Source organism: Flavobacterium sp. GW823-FHT06G12, from assembly GCF_058794775.1.
The window spans coordinates 200,086-221,320 of sequence record NZ_JBXAHE010000006.1 but is presented as its reverse complement, the minus strand read 5'-3'; the positions used below and the strand labels follow the sequence as shown (position 1 = coordinate 221,320).

The window sequence follows — 21,235 nt, the reverse complement described above, 5'->3', positions numbered from 1 at the left end:
AAAAATTAAGGAATCAAAATAATTTTCCCAGTGCTTTTTCTGCTTTCTAGAAAATCGTGCGCCAGTTTTCCTTCTGATAATTTAAAGGATGTTGGTTCTGAAAGTTTGATTTTTCCTTCGGTAATCCAACTAAATAATTGAGTTGCTCTTTTAATTCTTTCTTCTTTAGAATTTAAATAACTCCACAAATCGCCTCCAGTTAAAGTTTTAGAACCGTCCATAAGCATTCTTGGGTCTACAGGTGCTGGATCTCCGCCTGCCATTCCGAAGAAAACTACTTGTCCACATTCTTTGGTGACTTCAAAACTTTCCATCAAAGTACTTCCTATACTATCATAAACAGCATCGACACCATTTGGAACAACTTTAAAAACTTGCGATTTCCAATCGTCATTATAAAGAAAAACGTGATCTGCACCTTGTTTAAATCCAGTTTTTGCTTTTTCAGCCGATGAGGTTAAGCCAATAACGGTTGCTCCAAGAAGTTTACTGATCTGAGTTAGTATTTGACCAACTCCACCTGCAACCGCATGTATTAAAACAGTTTCTCCTTTTGCAGTTTTATGACTATCTGTTGCAAGATAATGAGCGGTTAAACCTTGAAGCAAAACAGAAGCTGCGATTTCAAAAGAAATATTTTCAGATAGTGGAATAATGTGATTTACATTTACGGCCACCAATTCTGCATTGGCAAACGGAGCATCGGCAAAAGCCACACGATCGCCAATTTTAAATTCTGAGTGATTATTTGCATCAACAACAATTCCTGCTCCTTCATAACCGGCAATAAAAGGCGGATTTCCTTTTAAGTGATAATTTCCCTTGCGTCGGTAAACATCTGCAAAATTTAATCCGATGGCTTTCATTTCGACTAAAATTTCGTCTTTTTTTAATTGCGGATTAGGGATTTCTATATATTCTAAAACATCTGATTCTCCAAAAGAAGAAAAGGTAAGTGCTTTCATTTTTAATTGATTTAAGAATGTAAAGTTCGGGAAAATTCAAAAGAAAAAGCCTCAAATTATTTTGAGGCTTTTTTTATTTTTTCTTGGACACTCCCGATAGCTATCGGGATAAAAGGATTTTCACAGATTTTTTTACTTTTTACTTTAAAAATCTTTAGGATCCTTTTAATCTGTGGCAAAAAAACTAATTAGATCTTAGGGAATTTCATGTCATTAAAAGTGCTTTTTTGTTTGGCCAAAGCTTCAATGTCTTGCCATTTTCTAGGAGAATCTGCAGAAAGATTTTCATAAGAATCTTTAAGCATTAAAATATCATCTTCGATACGAACACCTATATTCCACCATTTTTTATCGCATTTACTGTTTGCTGGAATATAAATTCCAGGTTCAACAGTAAGAATCATGTTTTCTTTTAGAGTTCCCATATAATTTCCTTTATCATGAACATCTAAACCAAGAAAGTGCGAACATCCGTGCGGATAATAAATTCGGACATCTTTAGGATCTGTAATAATTCCTAATTTAATTAATCCAGCAGTTATAACTTCTTTTGCTTTTTTATTTAAATCCTGAATAGGAGTTCCTTCTTTACAGATTTTAAAAACTTCTTCCTGTGCATCATAAACAATTTGGTAAATTGCTTTTTGCTCTTCAGTAAATTTTCCGTTTGCAGGAATTGTTCTAGTAACGTCTGCAGAATAACCGTGATATTCAGAACCAACATCCATTAATAATAATTGATTGTCGATTTTTGTAGCGTTATTGTCTCCATAATGCAAAATACATCCGTTTGCTCCAGCGCCAACAATTGGAGGATAACCTTCTCCTTCTGCACCGTAATGTTTGTGAATGTAGGCATGAATTCCGTCTGCTTCATTTTCGCTCATATCTGGGCCAACTGCTTTCATAACCTCATTATGTGCAACGCAAGAAAGTTTTACCGTTTTGCGCATTAAAACAAGCTCTTCAGGAGTTTTGATTTCGCGAAGAGAATTGGTGATTTTGTCAAACAAATCTGTAGAAGCTTCATTTGCTGTTGTAATTCCTGCTTTAGATTTAAAAGATTTTAGTAATGCATATAAATTATCAGGACTGTTGTTTTCTGCAACATCTGTTGGAATTTCGTCATAAATAACTTTGTCAAATTTTGCAAAATCAATTGCAAAGGCATTAAAGTCTTTTCCGTTGTAAACAGTTGTAAAACCTAATTTAGATTTAGCTCCTTCAATTCCTAAACGTCTTCCGGTCCATGTTTCGCGAGATGCATTTCTTTCTCTTACAAAAAGAACTTCGTTGTATTTTTCTGTTCCTTGAGGTTCTTTAAAAAGCACTAAAATAGCATCGGGTTCTTTGTATCCTGTTAAGTAATACATGTCAGGATTTGGATGATAATTGTAGTTAATGTCTTTAGAAAAAACTTTTTCTGGATAAGAAAAAACAATGGCGACAGAATTAGCAGGCATTAAAGCTCTAAAAGCTTCACGTCGTCCTTGATGGAATTCTTTTTTTAGGTAATCTGTTGGAAGGTTTTCTTGCGATTGAACAAACGGAGCTGTCAATGCAAATACAAACAAAAATAGAAATTGTTTCATTTTTTGGTTTTTTTGTTGATGATTTGGCTTTTTGATTGATGCAAATTACAAAAAAAATAGTGTTACTTGTTTTATTTTAAACATCTGGGCGATAAAACTTTAAATAATTTGTAGTAACTTAGAGACAGAAAATAACAGCGTTGAGTTAAATTTAAACTTAAGAAAAGCTGTAACTGGGCATGAATATTGAGAATAGGATTTTTATAGAATTATTTTAGTTCAAAAAAAGAAAACAAATTATAAATCTTTAAAAAACATTTTTATGAAAAAATACACATTTGCAGTCCTTTCAGTTTTAACGCTATTATTTGCTTCATGTAAGACATCAAAAACAGATAAAAGCGCAGGCGATCTATTTGACACAACTTGGGAACTTGAGTATATTTCTGGACCAAGAATTGCTTTTGAAGGATTGTATCCGCATAAAAAGCCACAACTTACTTTCGATCAAAAAGAAACAAAAGTATACGGAAATAATGGATGTAACGGTTACAGTGCGCCTTATACTTTAAAAGGTAAATCTTTGACTTTTGGAGAAGCGGGGCCAACTACAATGATGTTTTGTGAAGGTGGTGGAGAACAGGAGTTTTTAAAACAAATTAAATTAGTTACGAGTTATTCTGTTGATAAAGACGGAAAACTAAATTTAATTCATGATAATGTACCAGTGATGCGATTTAAAAAAGTAGCTAAACAATAGTTTTAAAAATCAATATATAAGAAAGGTGAAATGAAATTTATCATTTCACTTTTTTTATGCTAAATCTAATTTGTCTTTAATTTCAAGTGTTCAATGTTTTTGTTGATGATATTTTTGTCGGATGCTGTTTTAGCTAAACCAAGAGCTGTTTCAAAATGATGTAATGCCTTTTTTATGTCAATTCCAGAATAGAGATTTCCTAGTAGAGAATAATAAAAATGATTATCGGTTAAATTCAATTTTTCAGCTTCTTTGATTGCTTCTTCTTTGCCTTTTACTTTAGATAGAGCATAAGTTCTGTTTAAAGCTACAATTGGCGAATATTCTAAAATGATTAGATTGTTATAGAGTTCCAGAATATTTTCCCATTTTTCTAGAGTTTCTGTTTTTATCGTGTGCCAATAGGCAATTCCAGCTTCTAAGTGATATTTTGAAAGTGTATTTCCGGTTGAAGACTGACTTAGAAAATAAGTTCCTCTATTGATTAATTCCTGATTCCAAAGCGTTTGATCTTGATCTTCGTATAAAATAATTTCTCCATTTGAACCAGTTCGCGCATCAAACCTTGAAGAATGAAAACACATCAAAGCCATTAAAGCATTGGTTTGCGGCAAATTTGTACTTTCATTCTGAATTAGTAAATAAGTAAGACGCATCGCTTCGGTGCAAAGATCTTTTTGTAAAGTGGTGTTTTGCGAAATAGAGTAGTAGCCTTCAGAATAAAGCAGGTAAATGGTTTTGAGAACTGTTTGTATCCTGTCTTTTATTTCAGTATTGTTCGGATGCTGAATTTTTATGTTTTCTTCTTTTAGCTTTTCTTTGGCTCGATTAATTCTTTTGTAAATGACATCTCTGTTAGATAAAAAAGCATCGGATATTTCATTGATTCCAAAACCGCATAATAAATTTAAAGCAAGAGCAATTTGAGCTTCTTCAGAATTACACGGATTACAAACCGTGAAAATCATAGCAAGCTGACTATCGGCAATATTTTGATCAGATAAATCAATGTCGATTTCAGGATTGTTTAATGGAGTGTTGTGTTTTATTTCAGTAACGATTTTGGTCTCAAAAACGTTGTTTCTTTTCAGATAGTTTTTGGTTTTATTTTTGGCAACGGTATAAAGCCAAGCTGAAGGGTTTTCTGGAATGCCTTTAATTGCCCAAGTTTCTGAAGCGGTCAAAAAAGTATCACTTACAATATCTTCTGCAATTTCGATATGCTGAATTCCGAATAAGCTGCAGAGAACTGAAACTATTTTTTGATATTCGGTCCTGAATAAGTTAGGCAAAAGTTCTTTGTGCTCCATGTTTTTAAGAGAAAAATGCCTAAGTAAAGATACAAAGGCATTTTTGTTTAAGTTGATTTAAAATCTAAACGGCCATTCTAATTTCAACATTTCCGCCAAAATTTAAAACCGGACATCCTTGCGCGATTTCGGCTGCTTCGTCATAATCTTTGGCTTTAATTATAATCAATCCGCCAATAGATTCTTTAATTTCAACAAAAGGCCCGTCGGTAATTCCCTTATTTGAATTTACAAGTTTTCCTTGGCCGTCCCATTTTTGTAAAGGTCTTGCTAGTTTATCTTGAGCAGCAAGACTTCCAAACCAGTTTTGCCATTGCTGTAAATGCTGCTGCAATTCTTCTGGAGACGGCTGTGTTTCTTTTGTTTTAAAATCTCTTCTGAAAATCAATAAAAACTCATTCATTTTTTATGTTTTTAAATTGAATAATTTGCTTTGAGTTGTATAAAGTTAATTGTTTTTACAAAATAAAATCAATTACTGTTTATCCGAACTGTCCAACTCTATAAGTTCCAGGTACATTGGCAAAAGTGATGTTAAGACGGTTCCAAGCGTTGATGGCAGCAACTGCAAGCGTAAGATCTATTAATTCTTGTTCTGTAAATTCAGCTTTTGCGATTTCGTAAATTTCGTCTGGAACATCACAAGCATTTACAGCTTCTGCTAAAGCAAGAGCGACTCTTTCTCTTTGTGTAAAATACGGAGTTTCTCTCCAGACACTTAATCCAAATAAACGTTGTGTTGTTTCTCCAGCGGCTAAAGCTTCTTTTGAATGCATGTCTAAACAATAACCGCAGTTGTTGATTTGAGAGATTCTGAAATTTATTAATTCCATAAGAGAAGTTTCGATTGCTCCTTTTTTCAAATAACCGCTAATTCCAAATAATGTGCTAACTGCTTTTTGACCTTGTTCGAATAAATTAAGTCTAGTTTCCATGATGTATATTTTTTAATTGTTTATACCCTAATAACAATCGAACTTTCAGAATTGGACAAAAAAGAGAAAAAAAAAATTAAAATATTTTTTCAATTAAAAGAAAAACCCAGTGTTTACAAGGTTTGGTGAAATAAAAAAAACCGTCCATTTTTGTGGACGGTTGATAATAATAAGTTGTATTAGCCTTGTTTCTTTTTCAGTTTATCTTTAAAAACCTTTTCAAACTTTTCTATTTTAGGCTGAATCACCATTTTGCAATACGGCTGGTTTTTATTGTTCGCATAATAGTTTTGATGATAATCTTCGGCTTTATAAAAAACTTTAAAAGGTTCCACCTTGGTCACAATCGGACTATTGTAGACTTTTGCTTTGTTTAGTTCGGCAATAATACTTTGAGCCGCTTTTTTCTGTTCGTCATTTCTATAGAAAATAACGGAGCGGTATTGTGTGCCAACATCTGCACCTTGGCGGTTTAAAGTAGTTGGATCGTGAACGGTAAAGAAAACTTTGAAGATCTCGTTAATATCAGTTACAGTTTTGTCATAAGTAATCTGAACCACTTCGGCGTGGCCCGTTTCTCCTGTGCAAACTTCTTCGTAAGTAGGGTTAGCAACATTTCCTCCTGAAAATCCAGAAACAACAGATTTTACTCCGTCCAGATTTTCGTAAACGGCTTCAACGCACCAATAGCACCCGCCGCCAAGCGTAATAGTTTCTAGATTGGATTTTTTATTTTGAGAAATGCCATTTAGCGAAAGCGTAAAAAGACATATTAAAAGTATATTTTTCATTTTTAGTTTATTTATTGTCAGGAATAAAATCAAGAGCAATCGAATTCATGCAGTAGCGTTTTCCAGTAGGAGCAGGACCGTCATCAAAAATGTGGCCTAAATGTCCACCGCAACGTCCGCAAAGCGCTTCGGTTCTTTCCATTCCAAGTGAGTTGTCTTCTTTAAAAACTATGCTTTTTTTGTTTTCCTGTTCAAAGAAGCTTGGCCATCCGCAACTGCTTGAAAACTTAGCTGTAGATCTAAAAAGCAAGTTGCCGCAAGAAGCGCAGTAATAAGTTCCTTTTTCATCAGAATTCCAATATTTTCCCGTAAAAGGTCTTTCAGTGTCGGCTTCGCGCATTACAGCATAAACATCCTCAGGCAAAACCTTTTTCCATTCAGCGTTGCTTACATTAAGTTTTGTGGTGTCGGTATTTGAATAATAAGGATTTCCGGGTTTACTGATTTTGTTTTCCATAACGGCTGTTTTTGCAGATTGTTTTTTTGTGTTTTGTCCGCATGCCTGAAAAATAAAAAGCGGAATCAAAAAACAAAGGCTGAAAATTAGGTTTTTAGATTTCATAAGTTCTTAGGTAAATTAATCTGTATATCAAAGATACGTTGAGAATTAGCTTCAAATTACAGTGTTTATTATTATTGAGATTTTTTTAAGTGTGTTTTAACTTTTTATTAGTTACGTAAAAGAGGGCAATGTAGTTTTTATGTCTTAATTTTAACAGCTTTTAAAATTTAGTATAAATTATAACGCTGTAAATCAAGAAAATAGAAGCGAGGTGAAAAGCTTAGTTTTGAGCAAGCTTAATTAGCATTTTTAAGCCATTTCTTTTTTCGTATTTTTGTTTGCTTAAGAAGCCTTATGACAGAAGAAAACGTAATACTAGTTAATCAGAACGATGAACAGATTGGCTTAATGCCAAAATTAGAAGCACATGAAAAAGCGCTTTTGCACCGTGCCTTTTCGGTTTTTATTCTAAATAGTAAAAACGAAATTATGCTGCAGCAGCGTGCTCATCATAAATATCATTCTCCGTTGCTTTGGACCAACACTTGTTGTAGTCATCAAAGAGAAGGAGAAACAAACATCGAGGCAGGAAGCCGAAGATTGTTTGAGGAAATGGGTTTTAAAGCCGAATTGAAAGAGCTGTTTCATTTTATTTATAAAGCGCCTTTTGATAACGGCTTGACAGAACATGAACTGGACCATGTTATGATTGGTTACTATAACGACGAACCAAACATAAATCCAGATGAAGTAGAAGACTGGAAATGGATGAGTATTGAAGATGTTAAAGCAGATATTGAAAAACAGCCCGAAATTTATACCGTTTGGTTTAAGATAATTTTTGATGAATTTGATCATTATCTTGAAGACCATAAATTATAGCCAACTAACCAGAAACATAAATGAGAGTAACCATATCAAGAAAAGCACATTTTAATGCTGCACATCGACTGCATCGAAAGGATTGGTCATTTGAAAAAAACGACGCTGTTTTTGGAAAATGCAATAATCCGAACTTTCATGGTCATAATTATGGTTTAACAGTAAGTGTTACAGGAAAGATTGACCCGGAAACTGGTTTTGTTTTAGATGTGAAAGTATTAGCGGATATTATACGAGAAGAAGTAGAAATTCCGTTTGATCACAAAAATCTTAATCTGGATGTTCCAGAATTTGCAGATTTGAATCCGACTGCAGAGAATATTGCTGTTGTGATATGGAATAAAATTAGACAACGAATTCATGCCGACTTTGATCTTGAAGTTGTGCTGAACGAAACGGACCGAAATTTTGTAACTTATAAAGGAGAATAAAAAATGTCATTAAAAATAGGAGATATAGTTCCGAATTTTACTGCGAAAGACAACAATGGTGAACTTTTTGAAAGCCAAAGTGTTTTAGGAAGAAAGCCACTGGTGATTTATTTTTACCCAAAAGATAATACGCCAGGATGTACAACCGAAGCTTGCAGTTTTCGGGATCAATACGAAGATTTTAAAGATTTGGGAGCTGAGGTAATTGGTATTAGCAGCGATAGTGTAAAGTCACATCATAAATTTGCTTCTAAACATAAATTGCCTTTTATTTTGCTTTCAGATCAAGATAAAAGATTAAGAAAACTTTTTGGTGTTCGTAATAATTTGTTCGGGCTTTTGCCAGGACGCGTTACTTATATAATTGATAAGAATGGTTTATTGATTTCGATATTTGATAGTGCAAATGCTGCCAAACATATACCGAAAGCCTTAGAAATTGTTCAAGAATTAGTATCATAGATTACCAAAATAGTATCAAATTAGAATTAATTAAACAAATATATTAGCCTAAAAAACATGAGTCAGAATTTATACCCTTTGCAATTTGAACCGATTTTGAAAGAAAGAATCTGGGGAGGAGAAAAACTAAAAACTATTCTAAACAAACCAATCGTTTCTAAAATTACTGGCGAAAGCTGGGAATTGTCCACTGTACAAGGTGATATAAGTGTCGTTGCAAATGGAGTTTTAAAAGGAAAATCTTTAATGGATTTGATTGATGAAACACCAGATGCTATTTTAGGAACTAAAGTTTATGAGCGTTTTGGAAAGCAATTTCCGTTACTTTTTAAATATCTAGATGCAAGAGAAGATCTTTCTATTCAAGTGCATCCAAACGACAAGTTGGCAAAAGAACGTCACAACTCATTTGGTAAAACTGAAATGTGGTACGTAATGCAAGCCGATGCTGATGCGAGAATTATTGTTGGTTTTAAAGAAGATTCTAGTAAAGAAGAATACTTAAAACATTTGCACGATAATACTTTGGTTTCGATTTTAGATGATGTGAAAGCAAAATCTGGTGATGTTTTCTTTTTAGAAACAGGAACTGTTCATGCTATTGGTGCAGGATTAGTTGTTGCAGAAATTCAGCAGACTTCTGATATTACATATAGGTTATATGATTTTGATCGTGTAGATGCACAAGGAAATAAAAGAGAATTGCACGTAGACCTTGCACTAGATGCAATTAACTATAATAAAGTAGATACACAGAAAAAATACGAGACAAAAGTTAATACCTCAAATACTGTTGTAGACTGTCCATATTTTACAACGAATTTCCTTCCGTTAGAAAATAAATTAGAAGTTGCCAAAAATGGAGAAACATTTACAGTATATATGTGTATTGAAGGTGATTTTGAAATTGAATATGACGGATTCAAGCAAGCTTATAAAAAAGGAGATACTGTTTTGGTTCCAGCTGCAATAAATGCATTTAATTTGAGCGGAAAAGCTTCAATTTTAGAAATTTACATTTCTTAGCATTAAATTTAAAGATAATATGTACTTTTGCAGACGCAAATTAAAATAAAAAGAAAATGGCAAACGTTAAGAATTTAAAGAAAGACATCAACTTCGTATTAGGAGATATTATTGAGGCAGTTTACTTGTTTGAGATGTCAACAACAGGAAATCCTACTCCAGAAACGAATGCTTTGGTCGATGAAGCTATCGCTGCATTCGATACTTTGATTACAAAAGTGAACGCAAAGAACGTTGAAAATAAAAAAGCACATTTCAAACAAATTAATGTTGAATTAGAACAGGCTGCTAATCAATTGATTGAAAAAATCAACGCATTATAAGAAAAAAAAAGTGTAAAAAAGTGCAAATTTATTTTGGGAAATTGAAAAACCGCTTTATATTTGCACCCGTAATGAGGCCGATGTAGCTCAGCTGGCTAGAGCAGCTGATTTGTAATCAGCAGGTCGTGGGTTCGAGTCCCTCTATCGGCTCAAAAAAACGGAAACCATCACAGAAATGTGATGGTTTTTTTAATTATAGAGAGAGGTGTGAAAATTTTTTTGGAATATTAAAAAACATTTATATCTTTGCACTCGCAAAATAGGCCGATGTAGCTCAGCTGGCTAGAGCAGCTGATTTGTAATCAGCAGGTCGTGGGTTCGAGTCCCTCTATCGGCTCAAAAACCATCACAGAAATGTGGTGGTTTTTTTTATGCCTAAAATCAAACTCCCGTTTTAGAGTTTGTGTTTTTCGTTTAATTAAAATCGATTTAAGTTGTTTTTATTTTGATGATATAATTGCTTTTTAACGCTTGAAAATATTAATAGCGAGCACGAATGTCTTCTTGTTAAAATTTGTTGATTTAAGATATAAAAAAAGCCCTGAAATATTCAGGGCTTTTTTGTTTTTATAAAATGAAATTATTTTTTTGCTTCAGTTGCTGCAGTTTCTGTTTTAGTTTCTGCAGGAGCCTTTTGTTCTTCTTTTTTGATTTCAGATACATATTTTGTTAGTTTCTTTCCGTAAAAAGATTGAGCTACTTTTGGCGTCATCGATTTTTGGATTGTATCAAGAAATTTTAAATTGATATCGTAAATTTCTGCTAAAGCAATATAAGGTGCTACCTCGTGATCTTTATTGTTTATAGCAAAGTTTGTAGCGTATAAATATTTTCTTTTGATATTTGACTGCTGTTTTGCATCTATGCTGTCAATTGCTTTTTGATCTTGTCTTTTTAAGGCTTTGAATTTTGATTCTACCATAGAAAGGTTTTCATCTCTAAAACGAACATTTATTTTTTGATACTCTTCGTATAGTTCTTGGTTTTTAGATCCAGTAATTTTTGCGCCGGTGATGAAGTTGTCCAAATTGGTCTCGATATTCATGTTTCCTGGCTCAGCAAAAAATAAGATGTTGTTATCTAAAGAATTTGTTACACCGCGATCTAGAAACAAATAAAGCATCTCAGGAGATTCTAATTTGATATCTCTTTCAAAAGTTGAATTTCCGTCGATTTTAATACTGTCGATGGCAACAAGAGAAGTATCAACAACTCTTTGGATATATAAAGTTCCGGTTTTTAAACCTTTAATGTTTCCTGTAAGGTGTAGGTTGTCAGCAGCAGATTCTTTTTTGCTGCAAGATGCTAATACTGCAAGAGTAACAAAAGCAATTAGTGTTTTTTTCATTAGTTTTTGAGATTTTGGTGCAAAATAAAGAAAATAGTTTAAATGTAATGAGGCTGTTGTTTTATTTTTATAAAAAAATAAATCCCAATCTATTTCTAAATTGGGATTTTAAAGTAATGCAAGAAAAGGTCTTACATTGATAATTGGTATGAAGCGCCATTTTCTTGTGTATAGGTGTAAATCGCATCACAGTCGTTGTTTCCGTAATCTATTACTCCGTTTAAAATTTCTCCTTGTACTTTTAATTGTCCTTTAGAGATGAATAAACAAGAATATTTTTTAGTCAATGGCTCTTTTATTGTTAAGGTAATTGATTCGCCATTTGCAGATGTCACTTTATGTGAGCCTTCTGTTATTTCGTATACATTGTCAGATAAAACCAAAGGAGTATCTACGCCTGCAATTTGTTTAGTGGTATAAAATCCAGAATTAATGTAAACTCCTCCCTGTATATCTGTAAGTTTGCCATTTATTACTTTTCTAGTCCATTGTGGTGTAGCGGCAACAGTTGTGGTGTTAGTGTATTCAATAGTGCCTTCTAGCTTGGTATAGTTTATTGAGTAGTCAATTCTTTCAATTGTCATTTTACTTCCAGTTTCCATAATTGGACCTGTAAGAGTTACTTTTAATTGTCCTTTTCGAGTAAGGTTGTTTATGTCTTTACATCCTGCTGTTCCAAAATCTGCTAAAAATACTTTAGGATATTCTTCGCCGTTTGGAGTGCTTATTGTTACAGTTGCGCAAAGTCCTGCAGGCGTTTCTGCAGTTTTTGCAGTAGTTGAAGTGGCTGTAGTAATTAAAAGCCCCGTGTTAAGATCCATTTCGTTAGAAGTATCAACAAAAATCGATGCTCCAACATTTGTTAGATTTGTTGAATTTCCTGGTTCGTCGTGATTGTCGCTAGAACAAGAAATATATAAAAATGCTGTAGTGCAAATAGTTGATAATAAAATGACAGTTTTTTTCATGGTTTTTTTGTTTTGGATTAGATTAATAAGGCAGTCAAATGTAATAAAAAAATAAGTTACAATTTAAAAATCCTATAGTGGTTAATTTATAAGATATCCTAACGATTTTTTGAACAAAAAATTATAATAATTGCTAATTAATGAGATGATTTAAACAATCTAAAACCGATTTTGGTTTAAACAAAAAAAAGCTGCCCAATCGGACAGCTTTTGTTAGGAAAGCAATTTTATGCTTATTTGATCATTTCAAAACTTCTTTTTACGAAAGCAGTAAGCGCTTCGCCTTTTAATAGGTTTTGAGATAATTTAGCTAAATCTAATGCTTGTTTGACCAAATGCTCTTGATGCGTTTTGTCTTCTGTGTTTAAGATGCTTGAAGCAAGATCAGAATTTGTATTTACCACCAAATTGTACATTTCTGGCATATTACCCATTCCGAACATTCCGCCGCCTGTTTGGCTCATTTCTTTCATTCTACGCATAAATTCTGGTTGCGTAATAAGGAATGGGGCAGCTTGAGAATCCATAGCTTCTAGTTGAACGCTGTATGCTTTTGGAATATAAGCTTCTAAAGAAGTTTTTAAAGCTGCTTTTTCGTCATCAGATAATTTAGAGATCGTATTTTCTTCTTTTTTGATTAAGTTGTCAATATGATCAGAGTCAACACGTACAAAAGTTAATCCGCTGTTATCGTTTTCAATCTTTTGGATTAAGTGCGAAATAATCGGAGAATCTAAAAGCAATACTTCGTAACCTTTGTCTTTTGCTGCTTCAATATAAGAGTGCTGTGCATCTTTGTTTCCAGCATAAAGAACGACAAGTTTACCATCTTTATCAGTTTGGTTTTCTTTTAGTTTTTCTTTTAATTCTTCTAAAGTAAAGTAAGTGTCATCTACAGTTGGGTACAAAACAAATGCACCTGCTTTTTCGTAGAACTTATCTTCAGAAAGCATTCCGTATTCTAAAACGATTTTAATATCGTTCCATTTTGCTTCAAAGTCAGCACGGTTTTCGTTAAATAAAGCTTTTAATTTATCTGCTACTTTACGAGTAATGTAGTTTGAGATTTTCTTAACTGCACCGTCAGCCTGTAAACCAGAACGAGAAACGTTTAATGGAATATCTGGAGAATCGATAACTCCTTTTAACATTGTCAAGAATTCAGGAACAATTCCTTCTACGTTATCTGTAACGTAAACTTGGTTTTGGTACAACTGAATTTTGTCTTTCTGGATCTGCATGTCGCTTCCTAATTTCGGGAAATACAAAATGCCAGTTAAGTTAAACGGATAGTCTACATTTAAATGAATGTGGAATAAAGGATCCTCAAACTGCATTGGATACAATTCTCTGTAGAAGTTTTTGTAATCTTCATCAGTTAATTCAGAAGGCTGTTTTGTCCAAGCTGGATTTGGGTTGTTAATGATGTTGTCAATTTCAACAGTTTCATTAACGTAATCTTCTGGAGCGTCTTCTGGTTTTGGAAGCGTTTCAGTTCTTGTTCCGAATTTAATCGGAATAGGCATGAATTTATTGTATTTGTTTAATAAACCACTGATTTTAGAATCGTCTAGGAACTCTAAAGAATCTTCTGCAATATGCAGAATGATTTCTGTTCCGCGTGAAGTTTTGTCAGCTGGTTCTAAAGTAAATTCAGGGCTTCCGTCGCATGTCCAATGTGCAGCTGGTTCATCTTTGTATGATTTTGTGATGATTTCTACTTTTTCTGCTACCATAAAAGCAGAGTAAAAACCAAGACCAAAATGTCCGATGATACCAGAATCTTTAGCAGAATCTTTGTACTTGTCTAAGAATTCTTCAGCACCAGAAAAAGCAACTTGATTGATGTATTTTTCAACTTCATCAGCTGTCATACCCAAACCTTGATCGATAATGTGGATTTTTTTACCTTCTTTATCTACTTTTACTTCGATAATCGGGTTTCCGTATTCTACTTTAGCTTCACCAATGCTAATAAGATGTTTTAATTTTAAAGTAGCATCAGTACCATTAGAAACAAGCTCGCGCAAGAAAATTTCGTGGTCGCTGTATAAGAACTTTTTAATTAAGGGAAAAATGTTTTCTACTGAAACATTAATTTTACCTGTTGCCATATTTTTTAATTTTTGAGTTTTAATTTGATGATTTTCATTTGTTCAAATAAAATACCAATTCTATTTTGGGTGACAAAATGGCGGAAATGTTAATTTTGAAAGAAAATAAATAGATTCTAAAACGAAAAATATCTCAATGAATCGTATATTTGTGGTACAATAATTGTTAAAAAGGCAAGTATTAATCTAAAAAAAATTGTACAAAATGAAGAAGAGTATTTTTATATGCTTGATTGCCGCTATGTTTTTTGCGTGTAAATCAGCTTCGTCAACAGCTTCATCTTCTGAGGCTACTACGCTTTCAACAAAACTTGACAAATCGACTCAAGTAGCGTTAAAAGGAAATTGGGTGCTTACCAATGTTTCTTACCCAGGTTCTGATTATATCAAAGTAAATTCATTTGATCTTGCAGATTCAAAATGTTTTATTGGAAGTACTTGGAGCTTTATTTCAAACAACAATAAAGGAAATATGGCTTTAACTTCTCCAAGTTGTACTGGATTTTCTTCGCCGATTGTATGGAGCATTAATAATCAAGGCTTATTTGTATTAAAGATTCTTAATGCAGGTGAAAAAGCAAAGAAAGTAAGAGATGGCTATTTGCTTAAAGTTGCAGGTGTAACTGAAAGTTCTTTTCAGTTAGTTGATAATATCAATGTTGGAGGTCAGGTAAAAGATGTAGTTTACCAATTTCAAAGAGCTAATTAATATTTTAAAGATATAGAAAATGAGAAAGATAACGGTTTTAGGTTTAAGTAGTTTAATGGTTATAGCTAGTTTTTTTACAAGCTGTGATTCGGTAAAAAACGCAAATAATACACAAAAAGGAGCCGGAATTGGTGCAGTTGCAGGAGGTGTAATTGGTGCTGTATTGGGAAATAATATCGGTCGAGGCGGAAACGCTGCTTTAGGTGCTGCAATTGGAGCTGCTGTAGGTGGTGGAACTGGAGCATTGATCGGAAACAAAATGGATAAACAAGCTCGTGAAATTGATCAAGCTTTGCCAGGTGCTTCTGTTGAAAGAGTTGGAGAAGGAATTCACTTGACATTGAATGAAAATGCAGTGCGTTTTGATACTAACAAATCAACTTTGACATCTCAAGCAAAAGCTAATTTGGATAAACTGGTTCCTGTATTTAATGAGTATGGCGATACAGATATTCAAATTTTTGGTTACACAGATAACACTGGAAAACCAGAGTATAACTTAACACTTTCAGGACAAAGAGCTGCTTCTGTGCAAGCGTATTTAGTTTCAAAAGGATTAAAAGCAAGCCGTTTCAAAACTTCAGGTTTAGGAATCGCTGATCCAATTGCAACAAATGATACTCCAGAGGGAAGAGCGCAAAACCGTCGTGTTGAATTCTCAATTACAGCAAACGACAAAATGGTAAACGATGCTAAAGCAGAAGCTGGAAAATAAGTTTCTAATTAAAATAAATCATAAAAAAAGCTGTTTCAATAATTGAAGCAGCTTTTTTTTGACTTTAGAAATTAAACATTGTAAATTTGACGTCTCATATTACAACTCATGCTTGACATTCAAAATATATCTTTTTCGTACACCGAAAGCCCCGTTATAAAAAATATTTCCTTTTCTATTGAAAAAGGTCAGAACGTTGCCATTATTGGCGAGAGTGGTTGCGGAAAAAGCACACTGCTCAAGCTTATATATGGACTATATGATTTGAACGAGGGAAACATTTTTTATGGTGATAAACCTATCTTGGGACCAAAATTTAATTTGATTCCAGGAATGCCTTATATGAAATATTTGGCACAAGATTTTGACTTGTCTCCATATGAAACGGTTGCAGAAAACGTGGGCAAGTTTTTATCTAATGGTTTTGCAAACATGAAAAAACTTCGTGTTCAGGAATTGCTAGAGATGGTAGAAATGGATCAGTTTGCCAATGTTAAGACCAAATTCTTAAGTGGAGGACAGCAACAAAGAGTTGCTTTGGTTCGAGTTTTGGCTTTAGAGCCAGAAGTAATTTTGTTAGACGAACCATTTAGTCAGATTGATGCTTTTAGAAAAAATGCTTTGCGCCGTAACTTATTCCGTTACCTAAAGCAAAAGGGAATTACTTGTATTATTGCAACGCATGATAGTACAGATGCTTTATCTTTTGCAGATCAAGCAATAGTAATGAGAAATGGAGAAGTATTGGTAAAAGATGATCCTTCAAAAATATACGAAGATCCAAAGGTTAAGTACGTGGCTTCTTTGTTTGGAGAAGTAAATGAAATTCCGACTCATTTATTATTGTCTTATCCAGACGAAACACATAAAACGCTAGTTTATCCGCATCAATTTAAAATGGTTTCGGAGTCAAAATTAATGGTAAAAATTAGGAGAACGTATTTTAGAGGAAGCCATTATTTAATTGAAACTGTTTATAAAAGACAGTTGATTTTCTTTGAAAGCGAAATAGATTTACCGCTTGAACAGGAAGTTTTTCTGGCACTAAATTATTTATAATTAGAGGATGTGTCAATTAGAAAATTATATGATTTCTAATTGTTAAAATAATAAACCCGACAGGTTTTAAAAATCTGTCGGGTTTACTTTTGGAATCAAATTATGAATTTAGTTTTTCAGATATTTCTCTAAGAATTGATCTTGTTCCCAAAGCAAATGAAGAATGTTTTCTTTAGCAACATAGCTATGAGATTCTTTTGGCAAAATAACCATTCTTGCAGGAGCTCCTAAACCTTTTAATGCTTGAAAATAACGTTCTGTCTGCAAAGTAAAAGTTCCAGGATTATTGTCTGCTTCTCCGTGAACCAATAAAATTGGAGTTTTCATTTTTTCTGCATTCATAAATGGAGACATTGCATTGTAAACTTCTGGAGCTTCCCAGTAATTTCGTTGTTCAGATTGGAATCCGAATGGTGTTAGAGTTCTGTTGTAAGCACCACTTCTTGCAATTCCGCAAGCAAAAAGATCAGAATGCGTTAGTAAGTTTGCTGTCATAAAGGCTCCATACGAATGTCCTCCTACAGCTACTTTTTTACGATTGATATAGCCTAAAGCGTCAACAGCGTCAATAGCTGCTGCGGCATTATCAACTAATTGAGAAATAAAGTTGTCGTTCGGTTCTGTAGTTCCCTCTCCAATAATCGGAAAAGCGGCATCGTCTAAAACCACATAGCCTTTTGTAACCCAATACACAAATGATCCGTAATAAGGAAAAGTGAATTCGTTTGAATTTTGAGTCGATTGAGAAGCGCTATTTCTATCTTTATATTCTGCTGGATAGGCCCAGATCAATAGCGGCAATTTTTCTTTTTTAGTTTTATCGTAACCAGCAGGTAGATATAAAGTTCCTGAAAGTTCCAATCCATCCTTACGTTTGTATTTAATAACTTCTTTGCTAACGTCTTTAATGCTTTCAAACGGATTCTTGAAATCAGTAACTTGTGTTAAGCTGTTTTGTTTTTTAATATTTCTGAAATAGTAATTCGGATATTCTGTTTTTGACTGAATCATAACTAAGACCTTTCCAGACTTAAAATCTTCAATTTCTAAAATATCTTCTTTTTTATCTTTGTATGGAGAAGTATAAATGCGCTTTGATTTTAAAGTTTCCAGATTGAATTCGTCAACAAAAGGGAATTGTCCATTTTTGGTATAACCCTCGCCAATTCTGTAAAGGTTATTTTTTTCGATAGCTAAAACATATTTGTTGTAGGCATTTTTTCTTGTTTCAAAAACTCCAGGATCAGAATAAACATCTTGAGAATTTCTGTCTGTGATTAATTTTGGCTGTTGATTTGGATTTGAAGGATTAATCAAAAATGTTTTGGTGTTTCTCGTATCGTACCATTCTTCTGAAAGGACTGCTAAATTATCATTTCCCCAAGTAATGTCACTAAAACGTTGTGGTGTTTTTGCCAATGATGTTGCTTCTTTGTCAAAAGGTGCATCCCAAAGAAAAACTTCATCTCTAAAATCAACTTTGTTGGCAGGATCTCCTTCGTCTAAAGCTACAACGTACGATAATGTCGCAGGTTTATCGTTTCTCCAAGCCATTTCTCTTTTTCCTTTTCGAACAGCCATAAAACCTTTTGGCATAATTTCGTTTAAAGGAACCTCGTTTACCGTTTTAATTTCTCTTCCGCTTAAATCGTAAACAACGGTTTTGAATGGAAATCTATTCAGTGGAACTACATAAGAAAATGGTTTTTGAATGGTAGTAAGCATAATATAATTGCCATCTGGTGAGATTCTTTCTCCAGCAAACATGGCAGCGTCTTTATACAAAACAGCATCACCATTTAGTTTTACTTTGTATAATTCAGAAGTTATGCAGTTTTCAAAATTAGCTTCGTCGTTTTTGTTTTTCAACATGTCTGGATACGTTCTGTTTTGAGATTTTTCTCCCGAAGTATTTGAAATAATTGGCCCAGTAGGCAAATCTTTTTTAGAATCCAAAAGTGGCTGTCTGTTTTTAGGAAGCATTTTTACTAATATAGTTTCACTATCCAAAAACCAGCTAAACGGATTTCCAAGGTTTGCATTTACTCTAGCCTCTGTAAGTTTTGTTGCTTGGGCAGTTGCCACATCCAAAACCCAAAGTTCAACACCCGAATTTGTAGTATGAGAGAATAAGATTTTTTTGTCGTTTGGTGACCAAAGAATATTTGTTATTTTCGGATTCTCAGGTAAGCCTTTAACTTGAATTTCTTCCTTCCCACTTATTTTTTTTAGTTTAAGATTGATCAAGTAAGTTGCTGTGCTTGAAATATTAGTAACAGGATTAATTCTTAAACCTGCTAGTTTAACTTCTTCTTGATTTAGATCTTCTAGCGTTTTATAAGTATTGCGATACATTAAGAGCATGTTCTCTTTTTTTGTATCCATAGATACCGAAGGAGGCCTTTGGTAATCTGCCAAATCTAAAATAGATTTCGAAGGTTTTTGATAAACTAGATTCTCTTGAGCAAAAGAGAAAAAGCTTATGTTTAAAAATAAAAACAGCGTAACCTTTAATTTCATAGTTTTAATTTTATGAGTTTATAAAATGGTATTCAAAATGTTTGTCTAATATACTTTTGTCTTGTTACAACTTGTATCTGATTTTTCATTTTTTTCAATATTTATGTCCGAAAATTGCCTTTTCAAGAAGTAAATGATTATAAGTTGCTTTAGAATTAAAATATATTAAATTGCTAATAACGAAAAAAATAGTATTTTGTGTACGTATATTTTAAAGTATGCGTAAATTTGCAATCCAATTTTTTAATAAATAATAATAGATTATGTATCATTCAAAAATAGCTGGTTTAGGATATTATGTTCCTTCTAATGTGGTGACTAACGATGATTTGTCTAAGATCATGGATACTAATGACGAGTGGATTCAGGAAAGAACAGGAATTCAAGAAAGAAGACACATTATCCGTGGAGAAGACACTACGACTTCAATGGGAGTAAAAGCAGCTAAAATTGCAATCGAGCGTTCTGGTGTAGCCAAAGAAGATATTGATTTTGTAGTTTTTGCTACCTTAAGCCCAGATTATTATTTTCCAGGCCCAGGTGTTTTGGTTCAAAGAGATTTAGGTCTAAGAACAGTTGGTGCATTAGATGTTAGAAATCAATGTTCAGGCTTTGTTTACGCAATTTCTGTTGCAGATCAATATATCAAAACCGGAATGTATAAAAATATTTTGGTAATTGGTTCTGAAGTTCATTCTACAGGACTAGACATGACAACTCGCGGACGTGGAGTTTCTGTAATTTTTGGTGATGGAGCAGGAGCAGCAGTTTTAAGCCGTGAAGAAGATTTAACAAAAGGAATTTTATCTACACATTTACATTCTGAAGGCCAGCATGCTGAAGAATTAGCATTGCAAGCGCCAGGAATGGGAGCGCGTTGGGTAACAGACATTATTGCAGATAATGATCCGAATGACGAAAGTTATTATCCTTATATGAATGGGCAGTTTGTATTTAAAAATGCTGTAGTTCGTTTTGCAGAAGTAATCAATGAAGGATTAGAAGCAAATGGTCTTCAGGTTTCAGATATCGACATGTTGATTCCGCATCAAGCAAACTTGAGAATTTCGCAATTTATTCAAAATAAATTCAAATTGACAGACGATCAAGTTCATAATAATATTCAGAAATACGGAAATACAACAGCTGCATCTATTCCGATTGCTTTAACTGAAGCTTGGGAACAAGGAAAAATCAAATCTGGCGATACTGTAGTTTTAGCAGCTTTCGGAAGTGGATTTACTTGGGCAAGCGCTATTATTAAATGGTAAATTAATTCATCTTACATTATATTTAGAACCTGCTTCTTATTAGGAGCAGGTTTTTTTATACAGATTTGTCAGGCTGAGCGGAGTCGAAGCCCCGTTCCAATAGGAGCGCCCTTCGACTCCGCTCAGTGGGACAAAACTTTGACGATTGTATGTGATTGATTTCTATTTGTCAGGCTGAGCGGAGTCGAAGCCCACATTCCAATTGGCACGTTCTTTTATTTAATGATTTGAATTAAATTTCTTACTTTTATTTTTTTTGAAAATAAAAATTATGAAAAGATATTACGTTTATATTTTGAAATGCTCCGATGGAAGTTATTACACAGGAATGACAAATGATATAAATAGGAGACTAAATGAACATAATTATGGCTTGAATAAAGAAAGTTACACTTTTGAAAAAAGACCTTTAGAGTTAGTATTTTGCACTGAGTTTAATGATGTTATCCAAGCTATCGCATTTGAAAAGCAAGTGAAAGGCTGGAGCAGAAAAAAGAAAGAAGCTATAATAAAAGATAAATGGGAGGACTTGAAAAAACTTTCTCAATGTCTGAATAAAACAACTCATAAAAATTTTAATAAAAAGGATGTTTAGTATTAAATTAGCCTTCG

22 protein-coding genes and 2 tRNA genes are annotated in these 21,235 nt (G+C 33.3%); 13 read left to right on the top strand and 11 right to left on the bottom strand.

Annotation, left to right across the window (positions count from 1 at the left end; genetic code table 11):
• Positions 1-5 precede the first annotated feature (5 nt).
• Positions 6-965 carry a quinone oxidoreductase family protein gene (locus tag AC1Q5Z_RS21490; protein WP_492446764.1) on the bottom strand — a complete coding sequence of 320 codons (960 nt, stop codon included), beginning with the start codon at positions 963-965 and terminating at the stop codon, positions 6-8.
• Positions 966-1,153: 188 nt separating this feature from the next.
• Positions 1,154-2,557 (bottom strand): aminopeptidase P N-terminal domain-containing protein, encoded by a 1,404-nt coding sequence (locus AC1Q5Z_RS21485; protein WP_492446763.1) that lies wholly within the window; start codon positions 2,555-2,557, stop codon positions 1,154-1,156.
• 262 nt (positions 2,558-2,819) lie between these two features.
• Here AC1Q5Z_RS21485 and AC1Q5Z_RS21480 point away from each other — a divergent pair, with 262 nt between their 5' ends.
• Positions 2,820-3,257 carry an META domain-containing protein gene (locus tag AC1Q5Z_RS21480; protein ID WP_286965815.1) on the top strand — a complete coding sequence of 146 codons (438 nt, stop codon included), beginning with the start codon at positions 2,820-2,822 and terminating at the stop codon, positions 3,255-3,257.
• Positions 3,258-3,322: 65 nt separating this feature from the next.
• On the opposite strand, the gene AC1Q5Z_RS21475 is transcribed toward AC1Q5Z_RS21480, so the two are convergent.
• From AC1Q5Z_RS21475 to msrB, 5 genes are all read right to left on the bottom strand, one after another.
• Complete coding sequence (locus AC1Q5Z_RS21475) at positions 3,323-4,567, bottom strand: RNA polymerase sigma factor (RefSeq protein WP_492446761.1); 1,245 nt, start codon at positions 4,565-4,567, stop codon at positions 3,323-3,325.
• Between the two features lie 64 nt (positions 4,568-4,631).
• Positions 4,632-4,970: a YciI family protein gene (locus AC1Q5Z_RS21470; protein WP_308068737.1), complete on the bottom strand. Its 339-nt coding sequence runs from the start codon at positions 4,968-4,970 to the stop codon at positions 4,632-4,634.
• A gap of 79 nt (positions 4,971-5,049) precedes the next feature.
• Entirely contained in the window at positions 5,050-5,502 is a 453-nt protein-coding gene (locus tag AC1Q5Z_RS21465; protein ID WP_343588386.1) for a carboxymuconolactone decarboxylase family protein, read from the bottom strand.
• Between the two features lie 179 nt (positions 5,503-5,681).
• A complete protein-coding gene (msrA, locus tag AC1Q5Z_RS21460) occupies positions 5,682-6,293 on the bottom strand; it encodes a peptide-methionine (S)-S-oxide reductase MsrA (protein WP_198857693.1) in 612 nt (203 codons plus the stop codon).
• A 7-nt stretch (positions 6,294-6,300) separates the two neighbouring features.
• A complete protein-coding gene (msrB, locus tag AC1Q5Z_RS21455) occupies positions 6,301-6,855 on the bottom strand; it encodes a peptide-methionine (R)-S-oxide reductase MsrB (protein ID WP_492446759.1) in 555 nt (184 codons plus the stop codon).
• A gap of 294 nt (positions 6,856-7,149) precedes the next feature.
• On the opposite strand from msrB, the gene idi reads away from it, so the two are divergent.
• From idi to AC1Q5Z_RS21420, 7 genes are all read left to right on the top strand, one after another.
• Entirely contained in the window at positions 7,150-7,677 is a 528-nt protein-coding gene (gene idi / locus AC1Q5Z_RS21450) for an isopentenyl-diphosphate Delta-isomerase (protein WP_177212124.1), read from the top strand.
• Between the two features lie 20 nt (positions 7,678-7,697).
• Positions 7,698-8,108, top strand: a complete 411-nt coding sequence (locus AC1Q5Z_RS21445) for a 6-carboxytetrahydropterin synthase (RefSeq protein WP_095929382.1) — start codon at positions 7,698-7,700, stop codon at positions 8,106-8,108.
• A 3-nt stretch (positions 8,109-8,111) separates the two neighbouring features.
• Positions 8,112-8,570 carry a peroxiredoxin gene (locus AC1Q5Z_RS21440; protein WP_198857691.1) on the top strand — a complete coding sequence of 153 codons (459 nt, stop codon included), beginning with the start codon at positions 8,112-8,114 and terminating at the stop codon, positions 8,568-8,570.
• A gap of 57 nt (positions 8,571-8,627) precedes the next feature.
• Complete coding sequence (locus tag AC1Q5Z_RS21435; RefSeq protein ID WP_492446756.1) at positions 8,628-9,596, top strand: type I phosphomannose isomerase catalytic subunit; 969 nt, start codon at positions 8,628-8,630, stop codon at positions 9,594-9,596.
• 56 nt (positions 9,597-9,652) lie between these two features.
• On the top strand, positions 9,653-9,919 hold the full coding sequence (locus AC1Q5Z_RS21430; protein WP_111364281.1) for a hypothetical protein: 267 nt from the start codon (positions 9,653-9,655) through the stop codon (positions 9,917-9,919).
• 76 nt (positions 9,920-9,995) lie between these two features.
• Positions 9,996-10,069 (top strand) — tRNA-Thr (locus AC1Q5Z_RS21425).
• Positions 10,070-10,182: 113 nt separating this feature from the next.
• Positions 10,183-10,256: transfer RNA gene (locus AC1Q5Z_RS21420), tRNA-Thr, on the top strand.
• A gap of 243 nt (positions 10,257-10,499) precedes the next feature.
• Here the strand turns inward: AC1Q5Z_RS21420 and AC1Q5Z_RS21415 are convergent.
• The 3 genes from AC1Q5Z_RS21415 to htpG form a co-directional block, all read right to left on the bottom strand.
• A complete protein-coding gene (locus AC1Q5Z_RS21415) occupies positions 10,500-11,267 on the bottom strand; it encodes a DUF4369 domain-containing protein (RefSeq protein WP_343588389.1) in 768 nt (255 codons plus the stop codon).
• A 131-nt stretch (positions 11,268-11,398) separates the two neighbouring features.
• Positions 11,399-12,235 (bottom strand): hypothetical protein, encoded by an 837-nt coding sequence (locus tag AC1Q5Z_RS21410; RefSeq protein WP_492446754.1) that lies wholly within the window; start codon positions 12,233-12,235, stop codon positions 11,399-11,401.
• A 233-nt stretch (positions 12,236-12,468) separates the two neighbouring features.
• Positions 12,469-14,349 (bottom strand): molecular chaperone HtpG, encoded by a 1,881-nt coding sequence (gene htpG / locus AC1Q5Z_RS21405; RefSeq protein WP_345158356.1) that lies wholly within the window; start codon positions 14,347-14,349, stop codon positions 12,469-12,471.
• Positions 14,350-14,554: 205 nt separating this feature from the next.
• On the opposite strand from htpG, the gene AC1Q5Z_RS21400 reads away from it, so the two are divergent.
• The 3 genes from AC1Q5Z_RS21400 (at position 14,555) to AC1Q5Z_RS21390 (ending at position 16,832) form a co-directional block, all read left to right on the top strand.
• A complete protein-coding gene (locus AC1Q5Z_RS21400; RefSeq protein WP_198858427.1) occupies positions 14,555-15,058 on the top strand; it encodes a lipocalin family protein in 504 nt (167 codons plus the stop codon).
• A 19-nt stretch (positions 15,059-15,077) separates the two neighbouring features.
• The gene (locus AC1Q5Z_RS21395; protein ID WP_198858426.1) at positions 15,078-15,773 is read left to right on the top strand and encodes a YiaD family glycine zipper/OmpA-like lipoprotein; all 696 of its coding nucleotides are present in this window, start codon (positions 15,078-15,080) and stop codon (positions 15,771-15,773) included.
• 108 nt (positions 15,774-15,881) lie between these two features.
• Positions 15,882-16,832 carry an ABC transporter ATP-binding protein gene (locus tag AC1Q5Z_RS21390; protein ID WP_198858425.1) on the top strand — a complete coding sequence of 317 codons (951 nt, stop codon included), beginning with the start codon at positions 15,882-15,884 and terminating at the stop codon, positions 16,830-16,832.
• Positions 16,833-16,940: 108 nt separating this feature from the next.
• Here AC1Q5Z_RS21390 and AC1Q5Z_RS21385 read toward each other — a convergent pair whose 3' ends face one another.
• Positions 16,941-19,352, bottom strand: coding sequence for an alpha/beta hydrolase family protein (locus tag AC1Q5Z_RS21385; protein ID WP_492446752.1), 2,412 nt, complete (start codon positions 19,350-19,352; stop codon positions 16,941-16,943).
• Positions 19,353-19,615: 263 nt separating this feature from the next.
• Between AC1Q5Z_RS21385 and AC1Q5Z_RS21380 the strand changes: the two genes are divergently transcribed.
• Both AC1Q5Z_RS21380 and AC1Q5Z_RS21375 read left to right on the top strand, forming a co-directional pair.
• Complete coding sequence (locus AC1Q5Z_RS21380) at positions 19,616-20,623, top strand: 3-oxoacyl-ACP synthase III family protein (protein WP_111379936.1); 1,008 nt, start codon at positions 19,616-19,618, stop codon at positions 20,621-20,623.
• Positions 20,624-20,894: 271 nt separating this feature from the next.
• Complete coding sequence (locus AC1Q5Z_RS21375) at positions 20,895-21,218, top strand: GIY-YIG nuclease family protein (protein ID WP_492446750.1); 324 nt, start codon at positions 20,895-20,897, stop codon at positions 21,216-21,218.
• The last annotated feature ends 17 nt before the right edge of the window (positions 21,219-21,235 follow it).

Excerpts from the sequence above, each read along its gene's own strand:
- AC1Q5Z_RS21390 (WP_198858425.1), top strand. The coding sequence starts at position 15,882 with ATGCTTGACATTCAAAATATATCTTTTTCGTACACCGAAAGCCCCGTT.
- AC1Q5Z_RS21375 (WP_492446750.1), top strand. The coding sequence starts at position 20,895 with ATGAAAAGATATTACGTTTATATTTTGAAATGCTCCGATGGAAGTTAT.
- htpG (WP_345158356.1), bottom strand. The coding sequence starts at position 14,349 with ATGGCAACAGGTAAAATTAATGTTTCAGTAGAAAACATTTTTCCCTTA.
- idi (WP_177212124.1), top strand. The coding sequence starts at position 7,150 with ATGACAGAAGAAAACGTAATACTAGTTAATCAGAACGATGAACAGATT.
- AC1Q5Z_RS21410 (WP_492446754.1), bottom strand. The coding sequence starts at position 12,235 with ATGAAAAAAACTGTCATTTTATTATCAACTATTTGCACTACAGCATTT.
- AC1Q5Z_RS21470 (WP_308068737.1), bottom strand. The coding sequence starts at position 4,970 with ATGAATGAGTTTTTATTGATTTTCAGAAGAGATTTTAAAACAAAAGAA.
- AC1Q5Z_RS21445 (WP_095929382.1), top strand. The coding sequence starts at position 7,698 with ATGAGAGTAACCATATCAAGAAAAGCACATTTTAATGCTGCACATCGA.
- AC1Q5Z_RS21475 (WP_492446761.1), bottom strand. The coding sequence starts at position 4,567 with ATGGAGCACAAAGAACTTTTGCCTAACTTATTCAGGACCGAATATCAA.
- AC1Q5Z_RS21485 (WP_492446763.1), bottom strand. The coding sequence starts at position 2,557 with ATGAAACAATTTCTATTTTTGTTTGTATTTGCATTGACAGCTCCGTTT.
- AC1Q5Z_RS21465 (WP_343588386.1), bottom strand. The coding sequence starts at position 5,502 with ATGGAAACTAGACTTAATTTATTCGAACAAGGTCAAAAAGCAGTTAGC.
- msrA (WP_198857693.1), bottom strand. The coding sequence starts at position 6,293 with ATGAAAAATATACTTTTAATATGTCTTTTTACGCTTTCGCTAAATGGC.
- AC1Q5Z_RS21480 (WP_286965815.1), top strand. The coding sequence starts at position 2,820 with ATGAAAAAATACACATTTGCAGTCCTTTCAGTTTTAACGCTATTATTT.
- msrB (WP_492446759.1), bottom strand. The coding sequence starts at position 6,855 with ATGAAATCTAAAAACCTAATTTTCAGCCTTTGTTTTTTGATTCCGCTT.
- AC1Q5Z_RS21385 (WP_492446752.1), bottom strand. The coding sequence starts at position 19,352 with ATGAAATTAAAGGTTACGCTGTTTTTATTTTTAAACATAAGCTTTTTC.
- AC1Q5Z_RS21490 (WP_492446764.1), bottom strand. The coding sequence starts at position 965 with ATGAAAGCACTTACCTTTTCTTCTTTTGGAGAATCAGATGTTTTAGAA.
- AC1Q5Z_RS21430 (WP_111364281.1), top strand. The coding sequence starts at position 9,653 with ATGGCAAACGTTAAGAATTTAAAGAAAGACATCAACTTCGTATTAGGA.
- AC1Q5Z_RS21435 (WP_492446756.1), top strand. The coding sequence starts at position 8,628 with ATGAGTCAGAATTTATACCCTTTGCAATTTGAACCGATTTTGAAAGAA.
- AC1Q5Z_RS21395 (WP_198858426.1), top strand. The coding sequence starts at position 15,078 with ATGAGAAAGATAACGGTTTTAGGTTTAAGTAGTTTAATGGTTATAGCT.
- AC1Q5Z_RS21400 (WP_198858427.1), top strand. The coding sequence starts at position 14,555 with ATGAAGAAGAGTATTTTTATATGCTTGATTGCCGCTATGTTTTTTGCG.
- AC1Q5Z_RS21440 (WP_198857691.1), top strand. The coding sequence starts at position 8,112 with ATGTCATTAAAAATAGGAGATATAGTTCCGAATTTTACTGCGAAAGAC.
- AC1Q5Z_RS21380 (WP_111379936.1), top strand. The coding sequence starts at position 19,616 with ATGTATCATTCAAAAATAGCTGGTTTAGGATATTATGTTCCTTCTAAT.
- AC1Q5Z_RS21415 (WP_343588389.1), bottom strand. The coding sequence starts at position 11,267 with ATGAAAAAAACACTAATTGCTTTTGTTACTCTTGCAGTATTAGCATCT.